Annotated in this window: 22 protein-coding genes; 18 read left to right on the top strand and 4 right to left on the bottom strand. The window is 60.6% G+C overall.

Features of this window, described 5'->3' with window-relative positions; genetic code table 11:
• The first annotated feature begins 5 nt into the window (after positions 1–5).
• The 3 genes from prlC to PS14A_RS26290 all read left to right on the top strand — a co-directional run bounded on the left by prlC (position 6) and on the right by PS14A_RS26290 (position 4,484).
• Positions 6–2,057, top strand: a complete 2,052-nt coding sequence (gene prlC, locus PS14A_RS26300; RefSeq protein WP_349251728.1) for an oligopeptidase A — start codon at positions 6–8, stop codon at positions 2,055–2,057.
• Entirely contained in the window at positions 2,054–2,344 is a 291-nt protein-coding gene (locus tag PS14A_RS26295) for a YheV family putative zinc ribbon protein (protein ID WP_137214575.1), read from the top strand. The genes prlC and PS14A_RS26295 overlap by 4 nt, the downstream gene beginning before the upstream one ends.
• A 112-nt stretch (positions 2,345–2,456) precedes the next feature.
• Positions 2,457–4,484, top strand: a complete 2,028-nt coding sequence (locus PS14A_RS26290; protein ID WP_212617571.1) for a M3 family metallopeptidase — start codon at positions 2,457–2,459, stop codon at positions 4,482–4,484.
• Between the two features lie 5 nt (positions 4,485–4,489).
• On the opposite strand, the gene PS14A_RS26285 is transcribed toward PS14A_RS26290, so the two are convergent.
• On the bottom strand, positions 4,490–5,137 hold the full coding sequence (locus tag PS14A_RS26285) for a tyrosine-protein phosphatase (RefSeq protein ID WP_212617570.1): 648 nt from the start codon (positions 5,135–5,137) through the stop codon (positions 4,490–4,492).
• 279 nt (positions 5,138–5,416) lie between these two features.
• On the opposite strand from PS14A_RS26285, the gene PS14A_RS26280 reads away from it, so the two are divergent.
• The 3 genes from PS14A_RS26280 to PS14A_RS26270 are packed head-to-tail and all read left to right on the top strand — an operon-like array spanning position 5,417 to position 9,264.
• Entirely contained in the window at positions 5,417–6,163 is a 747-nt protein-coding gene (locus tag PS14A_RS26280) for a gluconate 2-dehydrogenase subunit 3 family protein (RefSeq protein WP_212617569.1), read from the top strand.
• A gap of 2 nt (positions 6,164–6,165) precedes the next feature.
• On the top strand, positions 6,166–7,950 hold the full coding sequence (locus tag PS14A_RS26275; RefSeq protein ID WP_212617568.1) for a GMC family oxidoreductase: 1,785 nt from the start codon (positions 6,166–6,168) through the stop codon (positions 7,948–7,950).
• Positions 7,951–7,962: 12 nt separating this feature from the next.
• On the top strand, positions 7,963–9,264 hold the full coding sequence (locus tag PS14A_RS26270) for a cytochrome c (RefSeq protein ID WP_212617567.1): 1,302 nt from the start codon (positions 7,963–7,965) through the stop codon (positions 9,262–9,264).
• Between the two features lie 69 nt (positions 9,265–9,333).
• Here PS14A_RS26270 and PS14A_RS26265 read toward each other — a convergent pair whose 3' ends face one another.
• A complete protein-coding gene (locus tag PS14A_RS26265) occupies positions 9,334–9,636 on the bottom strand; it encodes a hypothetical protein (protein ID WP_212617566.1) in 303 nt (100 codons plus the stop codon).
• Positions 9,637–9,880: 244 nt separating this feature from the next.
• Here PS14A_RS26265 and PS14A_RS26260 point away from each other — a divergent pair, with 244 nt between their 5' ends.
• The 3 genes from PS14A_RS26260 (at position 9,881) to PS14A_RS26250 (ending at position 13,522) form a co-directional block, all read left to right on the top strand.
• On the top strand, positions 9,881–10,939 hold the full coding sequence (locus PS14A_RS26260) for a PA0069 family radical SAM protein (protein WP_212617565.1): 1,059 nt from the start codon (positions 9,881–9,883) through the stop codon (positions 10,937–10,939).
• Between the two features lie 237 nt (positions 10,940–11,176).
• Complete coding sequence (locus tag PS14A_RS26255) at positions 11,177–11,905, top strand: carbonic anhydrase (RefSeq protein ID WP_016772323.1); 729 nt, start codon at positions 11,177–11,179, stop codon at positions 11,903–11,905.
• Positions 11,906–11,995: 90 nt separating this feature from the next.
• Positions 11,996–13,522: a SulP family inorganic anion transporter gene (locus PS14A_RS26250; RefSeq protein ID WP_016772324.1), complete on the top strand. Its 1,527-nt coding sequence runs from the start codon at positions 11,996–11,998 to the stop codon at positions 13,520–13,522.
• 136 nt (positions 13,523–13,658) lie between these two features.
• Here PS14A_RS26250 and PS14A_RS26245 read toward each other — a convergent pair whose 3' ends face one another.
• On the bottom strand, positions 13,659–14,309 hold the full coding sequence (locus PS14A_RS26245; RefSeq protein WP_212617564.1) for a hypothetical protein: 651 nt from the start codon (positions 14,307–14,309) through the stop codon (positions 13,659–13,661).
• A gap of 370 nt (positions 14,310–14,679) precedes the next feature.
• On the opposite strand from PS14A_RS26245, the gene coxB reads away from it, so the two are divergent.
• From coxB to PS14A_RS26225, 4 genes are all read left to right on the top strand, one after another.
• Positions 14,680–15,807, top strand: a complete 1,128-nt coding sequence (coxB, locus tag PS14A_RS26240) for a cytochrome c oxidase subunit II (protein WP_212617563.1) — start codon at positions 14,680–14,682, stop codon at positions 15,805–15,807.
• Between the two features lie 82 nt (positions 15,808–15,889).
• Positions 15,890–17,476 (top strand): cytochrome c oxidase subunit I, encoded by a 1,587-nt coding sequence (gene ctaD, locus PS14A_RS26235; protein ID WP_016772327.1) that lies wholly within the window; start codon positions 15,890–15,892, stop codon positions 17,474–17,476.
• A 126-nt stretch (positions 17,477–17,602) separates the two neighbouring features.
• Positions 17,603–18,154, top strand: a complete 552-nt coding sequence (locus PS14A_RS26230; protein WP_071173968.1) for a cytochrome c oxidase assembly protein — start codon at positions 17,603–17,605, stop codon at positions 18,152–18,154.
• A gap of 25 nt (positions 18,155–18,179) precedes the next feature.
• Positions 18,180–19,067, top strand: coding sequence for a cytochrome c oxidase subunit 3 (locus PS14A_RS26225; protein WP_090287980.1), 888 nt, complete (start codon positions 18,180–18,182; stop codon positions 19,065–19,067).
• Positions 19,068–19,157: 90 nt separating this feature from the next.
• Here the strand turns inward: PS14A_RS26225 and PS14A_RS26220 are convergent, their stop codons facing one another.
• On the bottom strand, positions 19,158–19,361 hold the full coding sequence (locus PS14A_RS26220) for a twin transmembrane helix small protein (RefSeq protein ID WP_130911866.1): 204 nt from the start codon (positions 19,359–19,361) through the stop codon (positions 19,158–19,160).
• A 70-nt stretch (positions 19,362–19,431) separates the two neighbouring features.
• On the opposite strand from PS14A_RS26220, the gene PS14A_RS26215 reads away from it, so the two are divergent.
• Genes PS14A_RS26215 through PS14A_RS26195 form a run of 5 tightly spaced genes read left to right on the top strand, consistent with a single transcriptional unit; the run spans position 19,432 to position 23,340 of the window.
• Positions 19,432–20,172 carry an SURF1 family protein gene (locus PS14A_RS26215; protein ID WP_212617562.1) on the top strand — a complete coding sequence of 247 codons (741 nt, stop codon included), beginning with the start codon at positions 19,432–19,434 and terminating at the stop codon, positions 20,170–20,172.
• Positions 20,138–20,731, top strand: a complete 594-nt coding sequence (locus PS14A_RS26210; protein ID WP_056791251.1) for a hypothetical protein — start codon at positions 20,138–20,140, stop codon at positions 20,729–20,731. The genes PS14A_RS26215 and PS14A_RS26210 overlap by 35 nt, the downstream gene beginning before the upstream one ends.
• Positions 20,732–20,741: 10 nt before the next feature.
• On the top strand, positions 20,742–21,821 hold the full coding sequence (locus PS14A_RS26205) for a COX15/CtaA family protein (protein WP_125927302.1): 1,080 nt from the start codon (positions 20,742–20,744) through the stop codon (positions 21,819–21,821).
• Positions 21,809–22,708 carry a heme o synthase gene (gene cyoE, locus PS14A_RS26200; protein ID WP_212617561.1) on the top strand — a complete coding sequence of 300 codons (900 nt, stop codon included), beginning with the start codon at positions 21,809–21,811 and terminating at the stop codon, positions 22,706–22,708. Before PS14A_RS26205 ends, cyoE begins: the two co-directional genes overlap by 13 nt.
• Positions 22,705–23,340, top strand: coding sequence for an SCO family protein (locus PS14A_RS26195; protein ID WP_024014996.1), 636 nt, complete (start codon positions 22,705–22,707; stop codon positions 23,338–23,340). The genes cyoE and PS14A_RS26195 overlap by 4 nt, the downstream gene beginning before the upstream one ends.
• The last annotated feature ends 89 nt before the right edge of the window (positions 23,341–23,429 follow it).

Here is a 23,429-nt window from a genome sequence, read left to right as displayed (position 1 = left end):
CAACCGTGAGCGTGAACAACCCTCTTTTGCAGTCCTACGACCTGCCGCCGTTCTCCACGATCCGTGCCGAACACGTCCTGCCCGCCATCGAAACCATTCTCGCGGACAACCGCGCCGCCATCGCCGAAATCCTCAAGACCCAGGGCAAGAACCCGACCTGGGCCGGTCTGGTGCTGGCGATGGACGAACTCAACGATCGTCTCGGTGCGGCGTGGAGCCCGGTCAGCCATCTTAACGCCGTGTGCAACAGTGCCGAACTGCGTGAAGCCTACGAGTCGTGCCTGCCGGCCCTGAGCGCCTACTCCACCGAAATGGGCCAGAACCGCGAACTGTTCCAGGCGTATGAAGCGTTGGCCAACAGTCCGGAAGCTGCCAGTTTCGACGTCGCGCAAAAGACCATTCTGGAACACGCCCTGCGCGATTTCCGTCTGTCGGGTATCGATCTGCCGGAAGCCGAGCAGAAACGTTATGCCGAAGTGCAGAGCAAACTGTCCGAGCTTGGCAGCCGCTTCTCCAACCAGTTGCTCGACGCCACGCAGGCGTGGACCAAGCACATCACCAACGAAGCCGCCCTCGCCGGCCTGACCGATTCGGCCAAGGCGCAGATGGCTGCCGCCGCGCAGGCCAAAGGTCTGGATGGCTGGTTGATCACCCTGGAATTCCCCAGCTACTACGCGGTGATGACCTACGCGCAAGACCGCGCACTGCGCGAAGAAGTCTACGCCGCCTACTGCACCCGCGCCTCGGATCAAGGCCCGAATGCCGGCCAGAACGACAACGGCCCGGTGATGGAAGAGATCCTCGACCTGCGCCAGGAACTGGCCCAACTGCTGGGCTTCGCCAGTTTCGCCGAGCTGAGCCTGGCGACGAAAATGGCCGAATCCAGCGATCAGGTACTGAGCTTCCTGCGTGATCTGGCCCAGCGCAGCAAGCCGTTCGCCGCGCAGGATCTGCAACAGTTGCGCGCTTACGCCGCCGAACAGGGCTGCGCCGATCTGCAAAGCTGGGACAGTGGTTTCTACGGCGAAAAACTCCGCGAGCAACGCTACAGCGTCGCTCAGGAAACCCTGCGTGCCTACTTCCCGATCGATAAAGTCCTCAGCGGCCTGTTCGCCATTGTCCAGCGTTTGTACGGCATCGAGATCGCCGAGCAGAAAGGCTTCGACACCTGGCACCCGGACGTACGCCTGTTCGAGATCAAGGAAAACGGCCAGCACGTCGGCCGCTTCTTCTTCGACCTGTATGCCCGCGCCAACAAGCGTGGCGGCGCGTGGATGGACGGCGCCCGCGACCGTCGCCGCACCGTCGATGGTGTATTGCAGAGCCCGGTGGCCAATCTGGTGTGCAACTTCACCCCGGCCGACAGCGGCAAGCCTGCGCTGCTGACCCACGATGAAGTGACTACCCTGTTCCACGAGTTCGGCCACGGCCTGCATCACCTGCTGACCCGCGTCGAACACGCTGGCGTCTCCGGCATCAATGGCGTGGCCTGGGATGCGGTCGAACTGCCAAGCCAGTTCATGGAAAACTGGTGCTGGGAGCCGGAAGGCCTGGCGCTGATTTCCGGCCACTACGAGACCGGCGAGCCACTGCCGCAGGACCTGCTGGAAAAAATGCTCGCGGCGAAGAACTTCCAGTCCGGCCTGATGATGGTGCGTCAGCTGGAGTTTTCGCTGTTCGACTTCGAACTGCACGCCACCCATGGCGATGGCCGCAGCGTGGCGCAAGTGCTCGAGGGCGTACGTGACGAGGTCTCGGTGATGCGTCCACCGGCCTACAACCGCTTCCCCAACAGCTTCGCGCACATCTTCGCCGGTGGTTACGCGGCCGGTTACTACAGCTACAAGTGGGCTGAAGTGTTGTCCGCCGATGCCTTCTCCAAGTTCGAAGAAGACGGCGTGCTCAACGCTGAAACCGGTCGCGCCTTCCGCGAAGCGATTCTGGCGCGCGGCGGCTCGCAGGCACCGATGGTGCTGTTCGTCGACTTCCGTGGCCGTGAGCCGTCGATCGACGCGCTGTTGCGCCACAGCGGTCTGAGTGAGGACGCGGCAGCATGAGCGAAGGCCCTGTGATCACCAAGAAGCGCTTTATCGCCGGGGCGGTCTGCCCGGCGTGCAGCGAGCCGGACAAGTTGATGATGTGGAACGAGGATGGCGTGCCGCACCGCGAATGCGTGGCCTGTGGTTACTCCGACACCCTCAACGAGCAGGGCCTGTCGGTGCCCAAAGAGCTGGGCACGCGGGTCAATACCAGCGCGCTGAAACCTGCCGCCGACAAGAAGGTCCAGGCGGTGCAATTCTTCCCCAATCCAAAGTTGAAGAAAAAGCCTGACGAACAACAATGACAGCTACCGCCACCTGCCGATGATCGTCGGCAGGTGGCGGTAATCATCTACCACCTCGCCCTGCGCTTCCTGATTAGGCTGACCAATCCAGCCCTCTCTCACGGAAGACGTCATGCCCCACACCAATCCACTTTTACAACATTGGCAGTTGCCGCCCTGGTCGGCGATACGCGCCGAGCATTTGCTGCCGGCGGTCGAGCGCATCGTTGCCGACAACCTGCTGATCATCGAAAACGTCATCGCCACTCAGGTCGACCACCCCAACTGGGACGATGTGGTCATCGCTGTCGATGAAGCCGACGCGCGTCTGGCTGAAACCATGGCAGTCATTGAATCCCTCTCGGTCAGTCATTCCGATGATCCCGAGTGGTTGTCCCAGGAAGCCCTGAGTACCCACGCCGCACAACGTTACAGAACTGCGAAAGCTGCCAATCGACGACTGCTCCAGGTTTATCAACGATTGGCGCAGAGTCCGGTTGCCGCCAGCTTCAGTGATTCACGCAAAGCCTCGCTGACAAAGTTCCTGCGCAGGTTTCAGCTGGCGGGGGGCGAATTGCCAATTGCGCAACGCGACGAACTGGCGCGCTTGAATGGCGAAATCGATCTGCTGGAAAAACGCTTTCAGAGCAACCTCAAAGCAGTCAACGCCGCCTGGAACAAAGACATCGACGATATCGCGCTGCTCGCGGGACTGCCCGCGCAAACACAGGCGCATCTGGCTGCCAACGCCAAAAAGGCCGGCCTGTCCGGCTGGCGCCTGACACTGGATCAAAACACTTACGACCAGATCATGAAGCGGGCACAGCACCGCGGTCTGCGCGAGGAATGCTTCAAAGCCTGGTGCACCCGCGCCTCGGATCAGGGGCCTTACGCCGGCCGTTTCGACAACGGACCGGTACTGGCAAAGCTCCTGGCCGCGCGTCATGCGAAAGCCCGGCTCCTGGGTTTCGACAACTTTGCCCATCTGCGGCTGCACGACCGCATGGCTGTGGATACCGATCAGGTCCGCCGTTTTCTGCGTCAGCAGATCGCCCTCAATGCAGCGGCGCTGGCGCGCGAAACCGATGATCTGCAAGCCTCTGCCCGCCAGCAGGGCATTGAACGGATAGAAGCGTGGGATCACAACTTCCTCGCCGAGCAATTACGCCTCAAGCAGGTGGGCGGCGGGGTGCAGGACCTGCGCCAGTTCTTCCCGCTGAACGCCACTCTGCAAAGTTTGCGTCGCTTCAGCGAGCACATGTTCGGCATCAGCATCAGCGAAAATTCCCGCCAGGAGCACTTCCACGACAACATTCGCCTGTGGGAAATCAGCGAGCATGATCAACCGATTGGCTTCATCTACATCAATCCCTTCCATCACGAGGCGGGCACCGACTTCGCCTGGACCGGCGTGCTGCGCAATCGACGGATCAATGCCGAAGGCCGACCAGCGCTGCCGATTGCCACGCTGCATTGCAATTTCACGGCCGCCGCGATCGGGCATCCGGACCTGCTTGGACATGACGATTTACGCGTACTGCTGCACGAATTCGGCCATTGCCTGCATCACGTGCTGACGCGTTCGCCGCACTACAATCTGTCCGGTATCTCGCACTTGAGCCGCGACGCGGCCGAGTTTGTCGGGCAACTGTTCGAGCAATGGGCGTTATCCGGGCAATTTCTGCGTTGGCTGGGTACCCATCACCAGACTGGTGAGCGCCTGTCCGAAGCACAGGCCACTGCCGCGTTTTCCACCACCGACGTCCAGCGCAGCCGGGAGACGGCGATGCTGCTGCTGAGCGCACTGTTCGACTTCGAACTGCACCGCTGTCACGGCGACGGTCGCACTGTTCAACAAGTGATGGAGGAAGTGCAACGCGAGTTCAAGCACTTGTCCATTCCAGCCTACTGCCGCTTCGCCAACAACTGCGATTATCTGGTCACCGGTTACGAGGCGTCGCTGTACGCCTACAAATGGTCCGGTGTGCTGGCGAGCGAGGCGTTCAAACGTTTCGAACGTGAAGGCCTGTTCAATGAGCAGACGGGCCGGGACCTGCGCGAACACTTGTTGGCGGGGGACAGGCAGGCACTGCCCGCCGCACTGCAAGCCTTTCTCGGAAAACCGATCGACAGTGCGCTTTTTCCTGCGCCAGCCGATTGAGCTGATCAACGCTGGACGTGGGCCGAGTCGAACCAGCTCTTCATCGAACACATGGCGAATGCACTGGTGCTGCATTCGCCATTGATCAAGGCTTCGTGCAAGCGGTCGACGTCGGCTTGCATCACATAGCGCACGCTGTCGTGAAAGTGCTGACTGTCACCAAAGCCGCCCTCGGTCATTTCCTTGAGCGCCTGCTCTTTGCTCCAGCCCTGCACCACCACCCGGTACATGGCTGCCATCAGTCCGGTGCGGTCAGAGCCGTGCTTGCAGTGCATCAGCACCGGGCCGTTGGCCTCGGCGGACTGAATCGCGCGCAGAGCCTTGAGCACATCGCTGTCGTCGACGTGGTTGGTGCGATACGGCAGCTGCACTTGCTTGATGCCCGGCGCGGAGAGCCAGTCGCTATCAGCGTCAGGCAGGAAGTTGATTACGGTGACGACATGCAGATCATTCAACAGCGGCACCGCACTGCGACTGGGCAAGGCGCTGCGATACAGCGTCGGTGACATGCGGAACAGGTTGAACTGCGCCTCGACCGGCTGCGCCCACTCGGCCGGGCGAGAGGGCGTGGTGTCGGCAGCTCGGGCGGCAATGCCATGCAACAGCGCGACAAGCGAAAAACACAAAGCGGGGAAAAAGCGCATTCGAGACATGCTGGGCTGACCGATTCGGCAATCTTCATTGAAGGAGTTGCAGCTTCGCCGCCAGGCGGTCAATGCGCCGTGAGCCGGCCGTCAAAGAAACGTGAATCGTCGCCTCGCCGAGCTTTTTTCCGTGCGAACGGTTTTTCTTGATGCTTAGCCTGCTACCATTTGTCACATGATGTTGCAGACGGGACGGCTTTCCGCAGGCCAGATCCCGATCGTCGCGACGCAAAATTCCTCGAGCTGCTCGCAGAAGCGGCTGATTTCTATGCCTGATGAGGTGCCCACATGTCTGATCAAGATCGAGACAACCCGCGGCGTGAGTTCTTGCGCAAATCCCTGACCCTGATTCCGGTGGTCACGCTTGCCGGTACCGGCCTGGGCAGCAGCGTGCTGCAAGCCGCACCTGAAAGCGCACCGGCGCCTGCCGCGCCAAAACCGGCCGCTGCTGGCGCCGGTGAGTATCAGCCGAGCTTTTTCACCGCTGAAGAATGGGCATTCATCAATGCCGCCGTCGCCCAGTTGATCCCCAACGACGCGCAAGGCCCGGGCGCGCTTGAAGCCGGCGTGCCGGAATACATCGATCGGCAAATGAACACCCCGTACGCCGCTGGCGCGCTCTGGTATATGCAAGGCCCGTTCAATGCCGACGCTGCGCCGGAGATGGGCTGGCAGAGCAAACTGGTGCCCAAAGACATCTATCGCCTCGGCATCGCCGCCACGGATCAGTGGATAAAAGGTCTGAGCGGTAAAACATTTGCCGAGCAAGACAGCGCTACCCGAGACGATCTGCTCAGGCAACTGGAAGCCGGCAAACCGCAGTTCGACGCGGTGCCGGCGAAGATCTTTTTCAATCTGCTGCTGCAAAACACCAAGGAAGGTTTCTTCTGCGACCCGATCCATGGTGGCAATAAAGGCATGGTCGGCTGGACCATGATCGGTTTCCCCGGCGCCCGCGCCGATTTCATGGATTGGGTGGAACGCAACGAGCAATACCCCTTCCCGGCAGTGTCGATTCGCGGCGAGAGGGCGTAAGCATGGCAACGGTAATGAAGAAGGTTGATGCAGTCATCGTCGGTTTCGGCTGGACGGGCGCCATCATGGCCAAAGAGCTGACCGAAGCGGGTCTGAACGTGCTGGCGCTGGAGCGCGGGCCGATGCAGGACACCTACCCCGACGGCAACTATCCGCAGGTGATCGACGAACTCACCTACAGCGTGCGGAAAAAGCTCTTTCAGGACATCTCCAAAGAGACGGTGACCATTCGCCACAGCGTCAACGACATCGCCCTGCCCAACCGCCAGTTGGGCGCGTTCCTGCCGGGGAATGGCGTCGGCGGCGCCGGGCTGCATTGGTCGGGCGTGCACTTTCGTGTCGACCCGATCGAATTGCGTATGCGCAGCCATTACGAAGAACGCTACGGCAAAAGCTTCATCCCCAAGGACATGACCATCCAGGATTTCGGCGTCAGCTATGAAGAGCTGGAACCGTTTTTCGACTTCGCGGAAAAAGTCTTCGGCACCTCCGGCCAGGCCTGGACGGTGAAGGGCCAATTGGTCGGTCAGGGCAAGGGCGGCAACCCATACGCGGCAGATCGCTCCAATCCATTTCCATTGGAAGCGCAGAAAAACACCGTATCCGCACAGCTGTTTGGTAAAGCGGCTACAGAAGTCGGTTACAAACCTTACAACCTGCCTTCGGCAAATACCTCTGGGCCGTACACCAATCCCTACGGCGCACAGATGGGGCCGTGCAATTTCTGCGGATTCTGCAGCGGCTACGTCTGCTACATGTATTCCAAGGCCTCGCCGAACGTGAACATTCTGCCGGCGCTCAAGCCCCTGCCGAATTTCGAGTTGCGGCCCAACTCCCATGTGCTGCGGGTCAATCTCGACAGCACGAAAAGCAAAGCCACCGGCGTCACCTATATCGACGGCCAGGGCCGCGAGATCGAGCAGCCGGCGGATCTGGTGATTCTCGGCGCATTCCAGTTGCACAACGTGCGTCTGATGCTGCTGTCCGGGATCGGCAAACCCTACGATCCGATCAGCGGCGACGGCGTGGTCGGGCGTAACTTCGCCTACCAGAACATGGCCACTATCAAGGCCTTCTTCGACAAGGACACCCACACCAACAACTTCATCGGCGCTGGCGGCAACGGCGTGGCGGTGGACGATTTCAACGCCGACAACTTCGACCACGGCCCGCACGGCTTCGTCGGCGGTTCGCCGATGTGGGTCAACCAGGCTGGCAGTCGACCGATTGCCGGTACTTCCAACCCGCCGGGCACGCCGGCCTGGGGCAGTGCGTGGAAACGCGCCACCGCCGATTACTACACCCACCAGGTGTCGATGGACGCCCACGGCGCGCATCAATCCTACCGTGGCAACTACCTCGATCTCGATCCGGTGTACCGCGACGCCTACGGCCTGCCGCTGCTGCGCATGACTTTCGACTGGCAGGAAAACGACATCAGGATGAACCGCTTCATGGTCGAGAAGATGGGCAAGATCGCCCAAGCCATGGGCCCGAAAGCCATTGCGGTGATCGGCAAGCAGGTCGGCGACCACTTCAACACCGCTTCGTACCAGACCACCCACCTCAACGGTGGCGCAATCATGGGCACCGATCCGAAGACCAGCGCACTGAACCGCTATTTGCAGAGCTGGGATGTGCACAACGTGTTCGTTCCGGGCGCGTCGGCGTTCCCGCAGGGCCTGGGCTACAACCCGACCGGGCTGGTGGCGGCGCTGACCTACTGGTCGGCCAAAGCCATCCGCGAGCAGTACCTGAAAAACCCCGGCCCGCTGGTGCAGGCTTAAGGAGCGATGACCATGAAAAATTTCGTTATCGCCACCCTCGCCCTGCTCGGCAGCACTGCAATTTATGCGGCCGATATTGATCAAAATCTGATCAAGCAAGGTGAATACCTTGCCCGCGCCGGTGACTGCGTGGCCTGTCACACCGCCAAGGGCGGCAAGCCGTTCGCCGGCGGGCTGCCGATGGAAACACCGATCGGCACGATCTACTCGACCAACATCACCCCGGATAAAACCGGCCTGGGCGATTACAGCTTCGAGGACTTCGATCAGGCCGTGCGCCACGGTGTGGCCAGAAACGGCAGCACGTTGTACCCGGCGATGCCTTACCCGTCCTACGCGCGGGTCAACCAGGCCGACATGCAAGCGCTGTACGCCTACTTCATGCACGGCGTCGAACCGGTGGCGCAGGAGAACAAGGCCAGCGACATTCCCTGGCCGTTGAGCATGCGCTGGCCGCTGATGGGCTGGCGCTGGCTGTTCGCACCGAAGGTCGAGGATTACCAGGCCACATCGGCCGATCCGGTGATCGATCGTGGCGCATATCTGGTCGAAGGCCTCGGCCACTGCGGCGCCTGTCACACCCCGCGTGCGCTGACCATGCAGGAAAAATCCCTGAGCGCGGCGGACGGCAGCGAATTTCTCGCTGGCAGTGCGCCGCTGGAAGGCTGGATCGCCAAGAGCCTGCGCGGCGATCACAAGGATGGCCTCGGCAGCTGGAGCGAAGAACAACTGGTGCAGTTTCTCAAGACCGGGCGCAGTGATCGCAGCGCAGTATTCGGCGGCATGAGTGATGTGGTCACCCACAGCATGCAATACATGAGCGACGCCGACCTCACCGCGATTGCCCGTTATCTCAAATCACTGCCGGCCAATGACCCGGCGGATCAGCCGCATCAGTACGACGAGAAAGTGGCCAACGCGCTGTGGAACGGTGACGACAGCCAACGCGGCGCGTCGGTGTACATCGACAACTGCGCAGCCTGCCACCGCACCGACGGCCATGGCTACACCCGGGTGTTCCCGGCGCTGGCGGGCAATCCGGTGCTGCAGACGGAGGATCCGACCTCGCTGATTCACATCGTGCTCAAGGGCGGAACCTTGCCGGCGACGCACGCAGCGCCATCGACCTTCACCATGCCCGGTTTCGCCTGGCGCCTGTCGGATCAGGAAGTCGCGGACGTGGTGAGTTTCATCCGTGGCAGCTGGGGCAACAAGGGCGCGCCGGTCAGTGCCAAAGAGGTTGCGCATCTGCGCAGCGAAGACATGCAAAGCACCTCCGGCGATGATCTCGGCCAGGTCACTCAACACAACTGAAAATAAAACCCCTGCATGATGTATTGATGCAGGGGGTTTTATTTATGAAGTTGTGGCGATTACTTCTGCTTACGGATTAATGATTGCCACATAAGCTTTGGCCAGTGCGATCAACTTCGCCTTGTCATCACTATCAATATCGCCGTCACCGTCGACATCTTTCTTGTTGGTGCGAATAGTGAAGGTTTTGCCCTTGTCGGCCGATACCGCTACGACATAGATGAAATCGACCAGAGCCTCGGACGCCAGCTGTTGTTCTGCATCCCAGCCCAGTTCCTTGCGCGCCAGCTGCAGCGAAACAATGGTATTGGAGTCGGTGATGCTGGGCCGCATCATTTGCAGGAAAACACCGCGTTGATTCAAATAAGACATTCAATCAAATCCTTTTAATTAGTTGGCCGGAGTCTGTTGCCGGGAGTTCCAGAGCCTATATAGCGGATCTGTGTTGAGCAATTGCGCATCTGTGTCTTCGATTGTCGTTTATCAGCAAGGATCATCTAACGAACAACTTTATCCACGAGCGGCACCGCCAATTTCCTTAGCATCGCTGAACGGTACTGGATAACAGCGCACAGCCTCGGATACTGTATGCATATACAGAGTAGAGGTTCGTTCGATGATCACTCCAGTCCCGCCCCGCGGTCGCGGCACCGCAACCAACCCGCACAACCGCTTTGCGCCGAGTCGTTCAGTGGCCGAGGACGATGGCTGGTATCAGGAAGTACCGCAGACGCAAAACACCGAAGTGATCATTGAGAAGGCCAAATCGATCATCAGCCGCAATACCTCGCCGGATCTGCCCTTCGACCGTTCGCTCAATCCCTATCGCGGCTGCGAACACGGCTGCATCTATTGCTACGCACGGCCCAGCCACGCCTATTGGGACATGTCACCGGGCCTCGATTTCGAAACCCGCCTGATCGCCAAGACCAATGCCGCCCAGGTCCTTGAAGAACAGCTGAGCAAACCCGGCTATCAATGCGCGCCGATCAATCTCGGTTCCAACACCGACCCGTATCAGCCGATCGAGCGCGAATACCAGATCACCCGACAGACCCTGGAAGTGCTGCTGCGCTACCGACATCCGGTAACCATCGTCACCAAAGGTTCGCTGATTCTGCGCGATCTCGATTTGCTGACCGAGTTGGCGCAGCAACGGTTGGTGGCGGTGATGATCAGCCTGACCACGCTGGATGATGAACTCAAACGCATCCTCGAACCGCGCGCCGCTGCGCCCAAGGCACGCCTGCGCGCGATTCGGGTGATGCGCGAAGCAGGCATTCCGGTCGGCGTGCTGTGTTCACCAATGATTCCGATGATCAACGACAGCGAAATCGAAAGCCTGCTCACCGAGGCTCACGCTGCCGGTGCGCAGAGCGCCGCCTACATGATGTTGCGCCTGCCGCTGGAAGTTGCGCCGCTGTTCGAGGAGTGGTTGCAGGCGCACTATCCGCAACGTGCCGCGCATGTGCTGAGTCTGATCCGCCAGAGTCGCGGCGGTGAACTCTACGACAGCCGATTCGGCGCGCGGATGCGTGGTGAGGGGCCGTTTGCCGACCTGCTCGCACAAAGATTTGCCAAGGCCATCAAAAAACTTGGCCTGAACAAACGCGAGGGCTATAACCTCGACTGCTCGGCCTTCTGTCCGCCGGGTCGCCAGATGTCGTTGATTTAGCGACAATTGGCTTTGGGTTGACGGGTTGGAATCCTTCCGCCGAAACACGCCAGTCACGTTTTTTGTGACCTGGAACACACGTTCTAGAGCGTTTCATTCAGTTTCAGTTAAGTTTCGGCGGCTACCTTGTTCATCGAGTGACTGACGGGTCGGGATGACCCGGATGGTTTAAACAGCCACTGGCTTCATACCGGAATACCGGGGAAGACTCCCTGAATCCGCACAAGAGGATGAATCATGAGTGACAAGGATAAACAGTCGTTGGCTGCCTCGGCGCAAAGCCCTGAAGCACAATCCGCCGATGCAGCACTGCGACAGATCGTTGATGGCTTTTTACGCTTTCATCATGATGTTTTTCCGCAGCAGGAAGAACTGTTCAAGAAGCTCGCCACCGCCCAGGCGCCCAAGGCGATGTTCATCACCTGCGCCGACTCGCGCATCGTTCCCGAGCTGATTACCCAGAGCTCGCCGGGCGATCTGTTCGTCACCCGTAACGTCGGCAATGTGGTGCCGCCCTACGGTCAGATGAACGGCGGCGTCTCCACCGCTATCGAGTACGCGGTACTGGCGCTGGGCGTGCAGCACATCATCATTTGCGGCCACTCCGATTGCGGCGCCATGCGCGCGGTACTCAACCCCGACAGCCTGGAAAAAATGCCGACGGTCAAAGCCTGGCTGCGCCACGCTGAAGTCGCGAAAACCATGGTGCACGACAACTGCAACTGCACCGACGAAAAAGACAGCATGCCGATCCTCACCGAGGAAAACGTCATCGCCCAACTGCAGCACTTGCGTACCCATCCTTCGGTAGCCTCGCGCATGGCGAACGGTCATCTGTTCATCCATGGCTGGGTCTACAACATCGAAACCAGCGAAATCAAAGCTTACGACGCGGACCAGGGTCGTTTCCTGCCTCTCGACGGCAGCCATCCGATTCCTGTGGCGACGCCCAAAGCGCGCTTCTAAATCTTCCCAACAATCTGTGTGGTATGACGCCGGCCGCTGATTCAGCGGCCCGGCCTCGCCACGCCTGAAGAAAACTTCGGGAGAATCGCCATGCGTGCGGCTCAATTGAAAGCTGTGTTGCCACGGGAGCTGCTGGCTTCCGTGGTTGTGTTTCTGGTCGCCCTGCCGCTGTGCATGGGTATCGCGATTGCCTCAGGGCTACCGCCGGCCAAAGGTCTGATCACCGGCATCATCGGCGGTCTGGTGGTCGGTTGGCTGGCGGGTTCGCCATTGCAGGTCAGCGGTCCGGCGGCGGGTCTGGCGGTGCTGGTTTTCGAACTGGTGCGCCAGCATGGCGTGGAGATGCTCGGGCCGATCCTGCTGCTCGCCGGATTTCTGCAACTGGTCGCCGGGCGCCTGAAGCTTGGCTGCTGGTTTCGCGTCACGGCGCCAGCGGTGGTCTACGGCATGCTCGCGGGCATTGGCGTGTTGATTGTGCTCTCGCAAATCCATGTGATGCTCGATGCCAAGCCGCAGCCTTCCGGGCTCGACAACCTCACGGCGTTCCCGGCGGCCGTAGCGCAAGCCTTGCCGTCGTTCGGCTGGCAGGCGGGTCTGCTCGGCTTGTCGACGATTGCGGTGATGTGGCTGTGGGAAAAATTCCGCCCGCATTCGCTGCGCTTCATTCCCGGCGCATTGCTCGGTGTGGGTCTGGCGACGGTGGCGAGCCTGATGCTGGCGTTGCAGGTCAAGCGCGTCGAGGTGCCGGCGAACCTGGCCGAAGCGATCGATTGGCTCAAGCCGGCAGACCTGATGAATCTGGCCGACCCGACACTGCTGATTGCCGCGTTCGCCGTGGCGTTTATCGCCAGTGCCGAAACCCTGCTATCCGCTGCGGCGGTGGATCGCATGCACAGCGGCGTGCGTTCGGACTTCGATCGTGAACTGTCGGCGCAAGGTGTCGGCAACATGCTCTGCGGTCTGGTCGGCGCGCTGCCGATGACCGGGGTGATCGTGCGCAGTTCGGCCAACGTTCAGGCTGGTGCGACCACACGCTACTCGACGATTTTCCATGGCCTGTGGCTGCTGGCATTCGTGCTGTTGCTGTCGAGCGTGCTGCAAAGCATTCCGGTGGCGAGTCTGGCGGGGGTGCTGGTGTATACCGGCTTCAAACTGGTCGACCTGAAAGCCTTCCGTGGTCTGGGTCGTTATGGACGCATGCCGATGTTCACCTATGCCGCGACGGCGCTGGCGATCATCTTCACTGATCTGCTCACTGGTGTGCTGATCGGTTTCGGCCTGACCATGTTGAAGCTGGCGTTCAAGGCTTCGCGCCTGAAGATCAGCCTGATCGACCTGCCGCAGGACGGCGAAATGGAGTTGCGTCTGGTTGGTGCAGCGACGTTCCTCAAAGTGCCGGCGCTGACGCAGGTGCTGGGCAGCATTCCCCACGGCACGACGGTGCATGTGCCGCTGAACAACCTGAGCTACATCGACCATTCGTGTCTCGAGTTGCTTGAGGAATGGGGCCGGGCGAACGCGGCGAAGGGTTCGAAGCTGTTGATCGAATCGCGCGGGTTGAAACGCAGGCTGGAAGGCCGGGTTCGGACCAATACCGGGATTGGTGCGGCCGGCTAGATAATCCATTGTGAACACAAACCCTGTGGGAGCGAGCCTGCTCGCGAAAGCGGTGTATCAGCCAACAGAGATGTTGAATGATCGACCGCATTCGCGAGCAGGCTCGCTCCCACATTGCATCTATGGTGTATGAGGGTTACGCGGCAGGCTGATCCAGCTCAAGCCCCACACCCAACCGGCGGCTCATGCACGGCCAGCGTTTCCACGCCGCGCCAGTGTCCGGACTGCTGAGTTTTTCGCGATAGGCTTCGACCGACTCCAAAGCAAAACTCTCTTCGTTGAGCATCTCGTCGATCGCGTGATGCACCGCTTCGTCCAGTTGGTTGGCAAATTCCTCACCGATCAATTGGTGAGCAATCAGGTTGGCGACCGTCATGTCCAAGGGGATCAATGGCTGGCCGAAGTGCTTGATGTACAGGTCGTTGACCTCTTCGACAAAACGGTGTGCCAGATAGGCTTCGTCGAGCAGGCTGTCCAGGCCGACGAGCCCGGCCATGATCGCCGGCGGCTGGAGGAAATACTGCTCGGCGATTTTCAGCACCGGTTTGATCTGCGATTCGATTCCCGCTTCCCTGGCGACTTCATTGGCTGCATCCAGCAGGTCCGGTACTTCATCGATGTAGGCGGCAACAAAACGCGTCAGCACGCCTTGGGCGTCGGCTTCCGGCAACTGGATCGCCGGGTGCAGGTGAGGCAGCTTGCTTTCCAGCTGACGGGTCAGCAGGCCGGTGTCTTTTTCGTGCTGTTGGGCTTTTTGGATCTGCTCGCGCAATGCGGCGGTGTTCATGAAAACTCCAGGAAACAAGGCAATGAAATAGGGAAGACATAACTTAGCTGGCTTACGAAAAACGCTAAGACGCATTTGTCATAATTATTTCATCCTTGATGCAGCTGCGTTATATCCATTTGCCACCACTCGTCTGCATCCTTCTCCATTCGGGCACTTGAACGCAAGCGCCGGGTGTTTCAGCTCATTTACGTGCCCGGGTTGCAATTCCCGGGCGCTGTCTATACTCGCCAATGAATGGAGTTAGCTGATGACGCCCGACTGCACCCGCAGCAAGGCCCGGCGATTCAAGTTCGTAGTCTGATGCAGCCGCTCCCTTGCCGCAGGCGATACGCCGGCGGGATAACAAGAACGATAAGGGGAACCCGCAATGATGCGACATCCACATGTCTGGATGGGCCTCCTGTTGTGGTCGATTTTCAGCCCGGCCAACGCGGCATGGACTGTGAATATGGCGCCTGGAGCGACTGAAATCAGTCACGCAGTATTCGACCTGCACATGACCATTTTCTGGATCTGTGTGGTGATCGGGATCATCGTCTTCGGCGCCATGTTCTGGTCGATGATGGTGCACCGCCGCTCTACCGGCCAGGTCGCGGCCAAATTCCACGAAAGCACCGGCGTCGAGATCATGTGGACCATCGTGCCGCTGCTGATCCTGGTAGCCATGGCCGTGCCCGCCACCGCAACGCTGATCAAGATGTACGACACCAGCGAGCCGGACATCGATATCCAGATCACCGGTTATCAGTGGAAGTGGCACTACAAATACCTGGGCCAGGACGTCGAGTTCTTCAGCAACCTGGCCACCCCCGCCGAACAGATTCACAACAAAGAAGCCAAGGGCGAGCATTACTTGCTCGAAGTCGACAAGCCGCTGGTGCTGCCGATCGGCGCCAAGGTGCGCTTTCTGGTGACCTCGGCTGATGTCATTCACTCTTGGTGGGTGCCGGCATTTGCGGTCAAGCGCGATGCGATTCCCGGATTCGTCAACGAGGCCTGGACGCGTATCGACAAGCCCGGCCTCTACCGTGGCCAGTGCGCCGAATTGTGTGGCAAGGATCACGGCTTCATGCCGATCGTGGTCGAGGTCAAGGAACAGGCCGACTACGAAAAATGGCTCGCCGAGCGCAAGGCCGAAGCCGCACAGCTCAAAGAACTGACCAGCAAGGAATGGACCCTCGACGAGCTCAAGGAGCGCGGCGACAAGGTTTACCACACCACTTGCGTGGCCTGTCACCAGGCTGAAGGCCAGGGCCTGCCGCCGATGTTCCCGGCGCTCAAGGGCTCGAAAATCGCCACCGGGCCGATCAAGGATCACCTGAGCATCGTCTACCACGGCAAACCCGGCACCGCCATGGCGGCGTTCGGCAAACAGCTGTCGGAAGTCGATATCGCAGCGGTCGTGACTTACGAACGTAACGCCTGGGGCAACAACAAGGGCGACATGATCACGCCAAAAGAAGTGCTGGAGCTGAAACAGGCGGAAAGCAAATGAGCCGGTCAATTGCGTATTCAGTGAACCGGTCGGGGCAGCGAGCCCCGGCCTGCCCCGTCCACTTTCGTAAAGGAGACCGGCCATGAGCGCTGTCATCGATGACCACGGTCACGCCGACCACGCCCACGGCCCCGCCAAAGGCCTGATGCGCTGGGTGCTGACCACCAACCACAAGGACATCGGCACGCTGTACCTGTGGTTTGCCTTCTGCATGTTCCTGCTCGGCGGCTCGTTCGCCATGGTCATTCGCGCCGAGCTGTTCCAGCCCGGCCTGCAGATCGTGCAGCCGGAATTCTTCAACCAGATGACCACCATGCACGGTCTGGTCATGGTGTTCGGTGCGGTGATGCCGGCATTCGTCGGCCTCGCCAACTGGATGATCCCGCTGATGGTCGGGGCGCCCGACATGGCCCTGCCACGGATGAACAACTTCAGTTTCTGGCTGTTGCCGGCAGCGTTTCTGCTGCTGGTCTCGACCCTGTTCACCCCGGGTGGCGGGCCGAATTTCGGCTGGACCTTTTATGCGCCGCTATCGACGACCTACGCACCGGAAAGCGTGACGTTCTTTATCTTCGCCATCCACTTGATGGGCATCAGTTCGATCATGGGCGCGATCAACGTGGTCGCGACCATCCTCAACCTGCGCGCGCCCGGCATGACCCTGATGAAAATGCCGCTGTTCGTCTGGACCTGGCTGATCACCGCGTTTCTGCTGATCGCAGTGATGCCGGTGCTCGCCGGCTGCGTGACGATGATGCTCATGGATATTCACTTCGGCACCAGTTTCTTCAGTGCTGCCGGCGGCGGTGACCCGGTGCTGTTCCAGCATGTGTTCTGGTTCTTCGGCCACCCCGAGGTGTACATCATGATCCTGCCGGCGTTCGGCGCGGTCAGCCAGATCATCCCGACTTTCGCGCGCAAGCCGCTGTTCGGCTACACCTCGATGGTCTACGCCACGGCGAGCATCGCGTTCCTGTCGTTCATCGTCTGGGCGCACCACATGTTCGTGGTCGGCATTCCGCTGGTGGGCGAATTGTTCTTCATGTACGCGACCATGCTGATCGCCGTACCTACGGGTGTGAAAGTGTTCAACTGGGCGAGCACCATGTGGCAGGGCTCGATGACCTTCGAGACGCCGATGCTGTTTGCGGTGGCGTTCGTCATCCTGTTCTCGATTGGCGGTTTCTCCGGGCTGATGCTGGCGATCGCCCCGGCGGACTTCCAGTATCAGGACACCTACTTCGTGGTCGCGCACTTCCACTATGTGCTGGTGCCCGGGGCGATCTTCGGCATCTTCGCCTCGGCCTATTACTGGCTGCCGAAGTGGACCGGGCACATGTACGACGAAACCCTCGGCAAGCTGCACTTCTGGCTGTCGTTCGTCGGCATGAACCTGACCTTCTTCCCGATGCACTTCGTGGGTCTTGCGGGGATGCCACGGCGGATTCCGGACTACAACCTGCAGTTCGCCGATTTCAACATGGTCTCGTCGATCGGCGCATTCATGTTCGGCGCCACGCAGATCTTCTTCCTGTTCATCGTCATCAAGACCATCCGTGGCGGCGCACCGGCCCCGGCCAAACCATGGGACGGCGCCGAAGGGCTGGAGTGGAGCGTGCCGTCGCCAGCGCCGTATCACACCTTCACCACGCCGCCGGAAGTGAAATGAACATGGAGTTCTTTGTGGGAGCGAGCCTGCTCGCGAAGAACGCTGACGCGGTGTGTCTGAAGCACCGCGGCGTCTGCTTCGCGAGCAGGCTCGCTCCCACAAGGGTTCATGTGGAGGCTGAAAATCATGGCTGACTCGATCTCGCTGAAGAAACTCGTCACCCGTCTGCTGCTAGTGGTGGTGGCGATGTTCGTCTTCGGTTTCGCCCTGGTGCCGATCTACGACGTGATGTGCAAAGCCTTCGGCATCAACGGCAAGACCGGCAGCCAGTACTCAGGCGAGCAAGTGGTCGACACCTCGCGCCAGGTGCGCGTGCAGTTTCTCTCGACCAACACCGCCGACATGCCGTGGGACTTTTATCCCAAGCACGACGAGCTGACCGCCAATCCCGGTGCGGTCAACGAGATGGTGTTCATCGCGCGCAATCCCACCGACAAGCCGATGAGCGCGCAAGCGGTGCCGAGCATCGCGCCGAGCAACGCCGCAGCGTTTTTCCACAAGACCGAATGCTTTTGTTTTACCCAGCAGGTGCTGCAGCCCGGTGAACAGATCGAAATGCCGGTGCGTTTCATCGTTGACCGCGACATGCCCAAGGAAGTGAAGCACCTGACGCTGTCCTACACGCTGTTCGATATCACCGCCCGACATCCGCCGGTGGCTGTTAACACTGGCGGTTGAGCGTGGCCGATAAGGAGAACAATAAATGGCAACTCATGAGCATTATTACGTCCCGGCCCAGAGCAAATGGCCGATCATCGCCACGCTCGGGATGTTCGTCACCGTCTACGGCCTCGCCACCTGGTTCAACGATCTCAAGGCCGCACGCCCGGATTCCCACGGCCCGCTGATCTTTTTCGTCGGCGGCCTGCTGCTGGCGTACATGCTGTTCGGCTGGTTCGGTGCGGTGATCAAGGAAAGTCGCGCGGGGTTGTACAGCCCACAACTGGACCGTTCGTTCCGCTGGGGCATGAGCTGGTTCATCTTTTCCGAGGTGATGTTCTTCGTCGCCTTCTTCGGCGCGCTGTTCTATATCCGCGTCGTGTCGGCACCCGGGCTGGCCGGCGAAGGCAGCAAGGGCCTGTCGGAAATGCTCTGGCCGAACTTCGAATATGTCTGGCCGTTGCTGAACAACCCCGACCCGAAACTGTTCCCACCGCCCAAGGATGTCATCAGCCCTTGGGGCCTGCCGCTGATCAACACGATCCTGCTGGTCAGTTCCAGCGTGACCATCACTATCGCCCACCATGCACTGAAGAAAGGCCATCGCGGCGCGCTGAAACTGTGGCTGGCGATCACCGTGCTGCTGGGCATCGCGTTCCTCGGCTTCCAGGCCGAGGAATACATCCACGCCTACAAAGAGCTGGGCCTGACCCTCGGCTCGGGCATCTACGGCGCGACGTTCTTCATGCTCACCGGGTTCCATGGCGCCCACGTGACCATCGGCACGATCATCCTGTTCGTGATGCTGATGCGCATCATGAAGGGCCACTTCGACAACGAGCACCAGTTCGGTTTCGAAGCGGCGAGCTGGTACTGGCACTTCGTCGACGTGGTGTGGATCGGCTTGTTCTTCTTCGTCTATGTGCTCTGAAAACAGCTGCAAGTGGCGAGCTGCAAGCTTCAAGTCAAAGCGGGATGGCCTCTAACTTGTAGCTTGCCGCTTGAAGCTTGCCGCTCGCGTCTACCACGGCGCATGGGACACCAATTGGCCGCTGTAGAAACCCCAGGCCATCAGGCCGACGGTGATCACGGCCAGTGCCACCCGAACACTCAAGGCGATGACCAGCCGATTGGAGCTGCTGTCGTCCTTGACCAGGAAAAACAGGCCGCTGAACAGGCTGACGACCGTGGCAATCAGCATCAGGACGATCGCTGCTTTGAACATGGCAAGACTCCGGGGGACAGGCGATGCACTTGAGTATAGCGATCGCGATGACTGACTTTATGGCGCGCCCATGAAGCGCTTTCGCCCGGGCGTGATCCCCACCGTAGTGGTCGCCCTGTTGCTGCCGCTGATGGTTGCGCTGGGCTTCTGGCAACTGGGCCGGGGCGCGGAGAAAACCGCGCTGCTGGCCAGTTATGCCGAACGTCGCGTGGCCGAACCGCTGGCCAGCAGTGAACTGCCCGGCAACGCCGACCCGGCTTACCGCCGCGTGCGCCTGCACGGCCAGTTCGACCCCGCCCACACGCTGTTGCTGGACAACCGCCAGCGTGGCGGCAAGGTCGGTGTCGAATTGCTGCAACCGTTTCAGGATCACCGCAGCGGTCTGTGGCTGCTGGTCAATCGCGGCTGGCTGCCATGGCCCGATCGGCGTGTGCCGCCGCAGTTCACGACACCGGCCGAGGCGCTGACGCTCGACGCCTGGGTCTACGTCGCCCCCGGTGCAACGTTCCAGTTGCACGCCGATCCGGTCAGCAGTGTCTGGCCGCAGACCATCACCGCCGTCGAGCCGGGCAAATTGTGGCAAACCCTGGAGCGCGACGGTTTCGCCTTTGAGCTGCGCGCCGAACCCGGCCCGGCCAGCTACCAGACCGATTGGACGGTGGTCGCGATGGGCCCGGAAAAACACCTCGGCTATGCCGTGCAATGGTTCGCCATGGCCACGGCGTTGCTCGGGCTCTACCTCTATTTCGGCTGGCACAACGCAAAGGAGAAACGCCATGGGAAGCGCCATGAATCCACCCAGCATGTCTGAGGCCAAACCCGTTCCCAGCCGCCGGCGCGGGCGCATTCAGTTGTTGCTGATCGTCCTTGGCGTGGTCGGGCCGATGCTGCTCGCCACCGGCATGTACAAATTGCAGTTCTGGGTGCCGGAAGGACGCAGCTATCACGGCGAGCTGATCGGTAACGGCCAGACTCGCGCCGACCTCGGCGTGCAGGCCGATGAGCAGCGCTGGCAGATTCTGGTCACGGCGCCAAAGGACTGCGCAGTCGATTGTCAGCAACTGGTTTATCTGGCCCGGCAGATCCAGATCAGCCTCGGCCGCGAAGCCGGGCGCGCCAGCCACGCCCTCGCCGCCGCGCAACCACTGAGCGCCGATTATGCCGCCAAACTCGACCGTGAATATCCGCAGCTGCAGCGCTATCCGCTGGATGCCGGGGTATTCGCCAGAACCACCGGCGACAAAGCCGTGCCGCAGCTTTGGATCGTCGACCCGCACGGCAATCTGGTGCTGCGTTACGAGCCGAATGTGAAGGGCAAGGATCTGCTCAACGACCTGCGGCATCTGCTGAAACTGTCGAACATCGGATAAGGGCATCGTCATGGCCAAACCTGGATTTCGCCTCGCGCTGTTTGCCACCCTGCTGGCACTGATTGTGGTGTTGCTCGGCGCCTATACGCGCCTGACCCACGCCGGCCTCGGCTGCCCGGACTGGCCAGGCTGCTACGGCTTTATCAGCGTGCCAAAAAGCGAGGCGCAACTGGCCCATGCCGAACTGCACTTCCCTGACGCGCCAGTGGAGGCGCACAAGGGCTGGAACGAGATGATCCACCGCTACTTCGCCGGCACCCTCGGCTTGCTGATTTCAGTTTTGGCCGGGCGCGCCTGGGTAAACCGGCGCCATCCGGGCCAGCCGGTGAAACTGCCGCTGTTTCTGCTGGCGGTGGTCATCGCCCAAGCGGCGTTCGGTATGTGGACGGTGACGCTCAAGCTCTGGCCGCAAGTGGTCACCGGGCATTTGCTCGGCGGCTTTGCCACGTTGAGTCTGCTGTTCCTGCTGACGCTGAGGTTGTCCGGCGTGCTGCCGGCGCTGACCGTACCCAAGCGCCTGCAATATTGGGCGACGGCGGGGCTGCTGCTGGTGATCGGCCAGATCGCCTTGGGCGGCTGGGTCAGTTCCAACTACGCAGCGGTGGCCTGCATCGACTTCCCCACCTGCCACGGCCAATGGCTGCCGCCGGCGGACTTCGCCAACGGCTTCCACCTGACCCAGCACATCGGCCCGAATTATCTCGGCGGACAACTCGATAGCGATGCGCGCACGGCGATTCACCTGACCCATCGCATCGGCGCTTTGCTGGTGACGGTCGTACTGCTCGGTCTGGCCTGGCAGTTGAAAGCGGTAGGCATGACCCGACTGGCCGGATTGCTGCTGATCGCCCTCGCCGCGCAGATCACCCTTGGCATCAGCAACGTGCTGTTTCATCTACCGCTACCAGTGGCCGTCGCGCATAACGCTGGCGGCGCGGCGCTGTTACTGACGCTGGTGCTGGTCAATTATCACGCGCGCACCAGCCTGTTGCGGGTGAACCAACCGGTGCTGGCGCGCTGGCGCTTGAGTGCGCACAAACCTGTCGTCGCGCCCATCGCATTGAAAGGAGAAACACCATGGCGAGTCTGATCGGCCAGCGTGCGGCGCAAGCGCTGTGGCGCGATTACCTGGAGCTGACCAAGCCGAAAGTCGTGGTGCTGATGCTGATCACCTCGCTGGTCGGCATGTTCCTCGCTACCCGCGCCGGCGTGCCGTGGACAGTGCTGGTGTTTGGCAATCTGGGCATTGCCTTGTGCGCCGGCGGCGCGGCGGCGGTCAATCATGTGGTCGATCGGCGCATCGATGCGGTAATGGCGCGCACGCACAAACGTCCGCTGGCCGAAGGCCGGGTCTCACCTGCGGCGGCGTTGACCTTCGCCCTGGTGCTGGCATTGCTCGGCCAGGCGCTGCTGCTGACGTTCACCAATCAATTGACCGCGTGGCTGACTCTCGCATCACTGCTGGGTTACGCGGTGGTCTACACCGGTTTTCTCAAGCGTGCGACGCCGCAGAACATCGTCATCGGCGGCCTCGCCGGTGCCGCGCCACCGCTGCTGGGCTGGACCGCCGCCACCGGCCATGTCAGCGCCGAACCGCTGTTGCTGGTGCTGATCATCTTCGCTTGGACTCCGCCACATTTCTGGGCGCTGGCGATTCATCGCAAGGAGGAATACGCCAAGGCCGAGATTCCGATGCTGCCGGTGACCCATGGCGAGCACTACACCAAAGTGCACATTCTGCTCTACACCTTTGCGTTGCTGGCGGTGAGTCTGCTGCCGTACGTGATTCACATGAGCGGCGTGCTGTATCTGGTCTGCGCGCTGGCGTTGGGCGCGAGGTTTCTGCAATGGGCCGTGGTGCTGTACCGTGGCACTCGGCCGCACGCGGCGATCAACACCTTCAAGTACTCTATTTATTACTTGTTCCTGTTGTTCATCGCCCTGCTCGTAGACCACTACTTACTGTTGAACCTATGACCCGAACCCAGAAAACCGTCTTCATCCTCGTCGCCGTGATCGCGCTGATCCTCGGGCTTACCGTGAATAAAGTGCTGAACGGCAAAGGCCAGGGCGATCCGACTGCGCTGATCGACGCCGGCATTATCCTGCTGCCGCAGAGCCGCAACCTGCCGGACGTGACCATGACCGATCAGGACGGCAAACCAGTTGCCATCGACGAGTTGAAAGGCAAGTGGAGTCTGTTGTTCTTCGGCTACACCTTCTGCCCGGACATCTGCCCGACCACCCTGGCGCAACTGCGGCAGATCAAGAGTGAATTGCCGAAAGAGGCTGTGGATAAATTGCAGATCGTGCTGGTCAGCGTTGACCCCAACCGCGACACGCCGAAGCAGTTGAAGCAGTACCTGGGCTACTTCGATCCGCAGTTCATTGGCCTGACGCCTTCATCTATCGAGGAGCTGCAGAAGGTGGCGAACGCGGTGAGCATTCCGTTCATTCCCGCCGATACCAGCAAGCCGAATTACACCGTGGATCACAGCGGCAATCTCGCCGTGATCGGCCCGGACGGCACACAGCGCGGGTTTATCCGCGCGCCGTTGAACAATGCCAAGCTGGTTGCGCAGTTGCCGGCGATGCTTGAGCGCAATTGACAGTTCAAAAGCTAAAAAGCCCCTCACCCTAACCCTCTCCCAGAGGGAGAGGGGACTGACCGAGGTGTTTATTCGAATTGCGCCGACCT

Origin of the sequence: Pseudomonas sp. 14A (assembly GCF_018132745.1) — a bacterium.
GTDB lineage: Bacteria > Pseudomonadota > Gammaproteobacteria > Pseudomonadales > Pseudomonadaceae > Aquipseudomonas > Aquipseudomonas mercuritolerans.
The sequence above is the reverse complement of the archived record's forward strand: the minus strand, read 5'-3'. Positions and strand labels throughout refer to the sequence as shown.